Genomic DNA, 4479 nt, shown 5'->3' with positions numbered 1-4479 from the left:
CTAGCACAGCTAGTGGTTTTCGTAAGATAAAAAACATTGGCAAAATTATTTCATCATTTTGCCAAAGAGCCATTTTCTGTCTAACTTTTTTAAGGGTAGATCATCTTGCGGGTGGTTTGCTCTTCAACTGAATGTCTCTGCTACAGTTACTCTCTTACATCCTTTACACTGGGAACAGCGTTCCTTAAGACCGTAGTAGTGTTGGAGTCCCAACTTGTTCGAGAAGAGTTTAGGAAGGGCTTTGAAAGTCATATTTTCTCATCTTTCCTTGGTAATGATAATAAAGTGGTGCAAGGCAATTAAGTTTTGCACGAATCTCGATGTGAGTATCAGTTTCAAAAACAAGAGAAATAATGATGTTAGGTTCTTTAAATTCCGATTAATTCTGTAGTATTCTTAATAAGTCTCATAAGTTCCTCCTAATGATGGTTTGGTCGCTTTTCATTATAGTTCTTATGGGACTTTTTGTGTACACTCAAAAAGCACTATAATCTCTGCAATAGTTCAACCCACTACAGAAATTATAGTGCTAATTAATTTTTGTATCTTCCATCTTGGAAGTCTCATTTTTTGATGATAGCTTAGTCTTTATCAGGAATAACCTTAAAGAGATAATAAGTGATAAAGACTGTCAGGCAAAAGAGCCCAATTTTCACCCAAATAATTGGAGCAAAAAAGATTGAAATTCCCATCAGAACATAGATTTGGATAATAATTTTTTTCTTTCGTTCCTTGGCAATCGATTTGTTTTCTCGAAAATCGGCTACATAACTTTGATACAGCTTAGTATGATATAACCATTTCTCAAAACGTTTGGAACTTCTAGCAAAGCAAGCAATGGCTAAAAGTAGAAAAGGTGTTGTGGGTAAGATAGGAAGAGGAATCCCAAGAATTCCCAAACCGAGCGAGACAAACCCTAAAGAGAGATAAATTACTTTCATAAATACATTCCTTTTAAAAAGCTGCACTAAACGCATTAGTGCAGCTCTTCTGCTATTTTTAAATGTCTGTCAGTGGAGTCGCTGTGTCCGGTGAGGTATCATAAACTTTAAAGTCAGTTCCAACACCAAAGTCAGCACGTGCCAACTGATTTTCCATCGTCATGTGGGCCAACTCCTTGATATTATTTTCTTTAGAAAGGTGACCCAAGTAGATCTTTTTAGTTTTATTACCGATGGTACGAATCATAGCATCCGCTCCATCTTCATTACACAAGTGACCTTGATCAGAGAGGATACGTTGCTTGGTTGACCAAGGATATGAACCTGCTCTAAGGATTTCAATATCATGATTGGACTCAATCAGATAGCCATCGGCATTTTCAATAATACCTGCCATACGATCAGAAACATAACCCGTATCCGTCAACATGACGAAACTCTTTCCATCTTTCATAAAGCGATAGAACTGTGGATCAATAGCATCGTGACTAACTCCAAAAGACTCAATATCAATGTCTCCAAAGGTCAGAAGCTTATCACGAGAAAAAACATGTTTCTGGCTATTATCAATCTTGCCAAGCATATTTTTACTATCCATAATCTGCCAGGTTCTCTCGTTGGCGTATATATCCATGCCATATTTACGAGCTAAAACGCCTACACCATGGATGTGATCCTTGTGTTCATGCGTTACTAAGATTGCATCCAAATCACTCGGATCACGATCAATCTCAGCTAGCAAACTTGTGATTTTCTTACCAGACAAACCAGCATCTACAAGAATCTTCTTCTCTGGAGTTTCCAAGTAAAAGGAATTACCAGTTGACCCTGAAGCCAAAATACTATATTTAAACCCTAAATCTGAGGTCATTTTTACTACATCTCCCATTCATCAACCATCATGGCATCCTTGTCATATGGAAGCACAATTGTAAAAGTTGAACCTTTACCATACTCACTCTTAGCCCAAATAAAGCCCTTATGTTGTTTAATAATTTCTTTTGCAATGGACAAGCCAAGACCAGTTCCACCCTGGGCACGACTTCTTGCCTTATCAACACGGTAAAAACGGTCGAAAATCAAAGGCAAATCTTTCTTAGGAATACCCAAACCTTGGTCAGAAATAGAAACGATCAACTGTGAGTCAGTTGTCTTCATAGACACTGTAATCTTACCACCATCAGGCGAATACTTGATGGCATTATTAAGAATATTATCCACGACCTGGGTCATCTTATCTGTATCAATCTCTACCCAAATTGAGTTTACCGGATAATCTCGAATAATTTCGTAAGTTTTACCTGTATTGGTTTCTTGACTCTTAATCTGATCAAAACGATTCAAGATATAGGTCATGAAGGCCGTGAAATTGGTCATCTCAACGTCAAGTTGGGTACTCTTATTGTCAATACGTGACAGTGCCAAGAGGTCAGAAATCATTCGCATCATACGATTGGTCTCATCCAAAGAAACTTTGATAAAGTTAGGGGCAATCTCTTCATCGAGAGCTCCATCATCAAGTGCCTCCAGATAGGATTTTACAGAAGTCAAAGGTGTACGCAACTCATGACTAACGTTCGAGACGAAAAGTCGACGTTCACGCTCTTCTTTTTCCTGCTCAGTGGCATCGTGAAGAACAGCAACCAGACCTGAGATAAAACCTGATTCTTTACGAATAAGGGCAAAATTAACACGTAAGGTCACAAACTCATCGTTGGCATCTCGACGTGACAAATGAATTTCAGGAGTCTTAGAGAGCAATTCACTATAAGTATAGGGATTTTCGCCATCTAATAAATCTAAAATGGACATCTGTGTCGCTGTTTCATAATCTAGATTCAACAAACGCTGAGCTGTGCTATTAATCATGGTAATTTGACCACGACGATTTGTCGCAATAACCCCATCACTCATGTAAGAAAGGACTGATGATAAGCGGTTTTTTTCCTGGGCTAGATTTTCATGCGTCAAACGAAAGACATCCGATAAATCATTCAAGCTGTCAGCTAGCTCTAAAAGCTCTGGATCACCCTTTAAGCGTAACTCCTCGTTATAGTTACCTGCCATTAAGGACTTGACCCTCTTGGTCAACTTTCGAATATTTTTGACTCGTCGATAATCACGATATGCAAGAAAAATAAAGTAGAAAGCCACAAAGAGGAGCGTAAAGAGTAAGGCTAGTTCAAAGCTTGTGATGTTTAAGCCAATACTAGTCATAATTCTTCATATAATAACCAACACCACGACGCGTCAAAATATATTCAGGACGACTAGGTGTATCTTCAATTTTTTCACGGAGACGACGAATGGTTACGTCAACCGTACGAACATCACCAAAATAGTCATAACCCCAAACAGTTTCAAGTAAATGCTCACGCGTCATCACTTGTCCCATGTGAGTTGCCAGATGGAAAAGCAACTCAAATTCACGGTGTGTGAGCTCGACTTCATTTCCACGTTTTTTAGCAACAAACGCATCTGGAACAATAATCAACTCACCAATTGAAATCTCCTGCTTACCAGAGTTAGAGCTTTCTTCTGCTGCTGTTTCAATAGTCTCTGTACGACGCAAGTGAGCTTTGATACGTGCCAACAATTCACGATTAGAAAATGGTTTCGTCACATAGTCGTCCGCCCCAATTTCTAGCCCGATAACCTTATCAAACTCGCTATCCTTAGCGGAAAGCATGATAATCGGTGTGTGACTTGTCTTTCGAATTTCCTTAGCAACTTCTAAACCATCTAGTTCAGGCAACATCAAGTCCAGGATGACCAAGTCTGGCTTTTCAGCTTCAAACTGCTCCAAAGCTTCACGACCATCAAAGGCTGTAACCACTTCATAACCTTCTTTAGTTAGATTAAACTTGATGATATCCGAAATCGGTCTTTCATCATCAACAACTAGAATTTTTTTCATATAAACACCTCATCGGTTTTCTTAAGTCATTCAATTTGTAAAGTAGAAAACTTTACGTATCAAACATATTATACCAAAAAATAGGTTAAGGACCAAGTTTCTACTATAGATATTGAGCTGATATACAAGCTTTCCTTCTTTTTTGAGATACCTTTGCAATGTGTAATCGGTTAAAAGGCGAACATTATGATTGAATTTTCAAACATTTTTGACATTTTCCTATATCTATAGTAAAATACACTCTTGTTGTTACATATATTAATGTAAAATTTTAGGAGGCTCTTATGGCACTTATTGAATTTAAAAATGTCAATAAATATTACGGAGATTATCATGCACTTCGTGACATCAATCTAGAAATTGAAAAAGGACAAGTTGTGGTTCTCTTGGGCCCTTCTGGATCAGGGAAATCTACCCTTATCCGTACAATCAATGCCTTGGAATCCATCGATAACGGTACGCTTATCGTTAACGGACATAATGTGACGGAAGCTTCTGCCAAAGACTTGGTTGAGCTTCGTAAGGAAGCGGGTATGGTATTCCAACACTTTAACCTCTACCCGCACAAAACCGTTCTTGAAAATGTTACCTTGGCACCTATCAAGGTTCTTGGAATCAGTA

The 4479-nt window shown here is 38.3% G+C and carries 5 protein-coding genes and 1 pseudogene; 1 reads left to right on the top strand and 5 read right to left on the bottom strand.

Annotation, left to right across the window (positions count from 1 at the left end; all coding sequences use genetic code 11):
* Positions 1 to 132: 132 nt before the first annotated feature.
* The 5 genes and pseudogenes from HMPREF2697_RS10295 to yycF form a co-directional block, all read right to left on the bottom strand.
* A pseudogene (locus HMPREF2697_RS10295) lies at positions 133 to 410 on the bottom strand (ISL3 family transposase); the annotation flags it as partial.
* A gap of 171 nt (positions 411 to 581) precedes the next feature.
* Complete coding sequence (locus tag HMPREF2697_RS09875; RefSeq protein WP_004182609.1) at positions 582 to 941, bottom strand: YbaN family protein; 360 nt, start codon at positions 939 to 941, stop codon at positions 582 to 584.
* Between the two features lie 58 nt (positions 942 to 999).
* On the bottom strand, positions 1000 to 1812 hold the full coding sequence (locus tag HMPREF2697_RS09870) for an MBL fold metallo-hydrolase (RefSeq protein WP_070850549.1): 813 nt from the start codon (positions 1810 to 1812) through the stop codon (positions 1000 to 1002).
* Between the two features lie 5 nt (positions 1813 to 1817).
* Positions 1818 to 3158 carry a cell wall metabolism sensor histidine kinase VicK gene (gene vicK, locus HMPREF2697_RS09865; protein ID WP_002885062.1) on the bottom strand — a complete coding sequence of 447 codons (1341 nt, stop codon included), beginning with the start codon at positions 3156 to 3158 and terminating at the stop codon, positions 1818 to 1820.
* The gene (yycF, locus tag HMPREF2697_RS09860) at positions 3151 to 3858 is read right to left on the bottom strand and encodes a response regulator YycF (RefSeq protein ID WP_002884978.1); all 708 of its coding nucleotides are present in this window, start codon (positions 3856 to 3858) and stop codon (positions 3151 to 3153) included. Before yycF ends, vicK begins: the two co-directional genes overlap by 8 nt.
* A gap of 284 nt (positions 3859 to 4142) precedes the next feature.
* Between yycF and HMPREF2697_RS09855 the strand changes: the two genes are divergently transcribed.
* On the top strand, positions 4143 to 4479 hold a 337-nt coding region (locus HMPREF2697_RS09855; RefSeq protein WP_142350101.1), incomplete at its 3' end, for an ATP-binding cassette domain-containing protein.

Source organism: Streptococcus sp. HMSC064D12 (genome assembly GCF_001837205.1).
In the GTDB taxonomy this organism is placed as follows: Bacteria; Bacillota; Bacilli; order Lactobacillales; family Streptococcaceae; genus Streptococcus; species Streptococcus salivarius_D.
This window is presented reverse-complemented; position numbering and strand designations above follow the sequence as displayed.

Excerpts from the sequence above, each read along its gene's own strand:
- HMPREF2697_RS09875 (WP_004182609.1), bottom strand. The coding sequence starts at position 941 with ATGAAAGTAATTTATCTCTCTTTAGGGTTTGTCTCGCTCGGTTTGGGA.
- HMPREF2697_RS09870 (WP_070850549.1), bottom strand. The coding sequence starts at position 1,812 with ATGACCTCAGATTTAGGGTTTAAATATAGTATTTTGGCTTCAGGGTCA.
- vicK (WP_002885062.1), bottom strand. The coding sequence starts at position 3,158 with ATGACTAGTATTGGCTTAAACATCACAAGCTTTGAACTAGCCTTACTC.
- yycF (WP_002884978.1), bottom strand. The coding sequence starts at position 3,858 with ATGAAAAAAATTCTAGTTGTTGATGATGAAAGACCGATTTCGGATATC.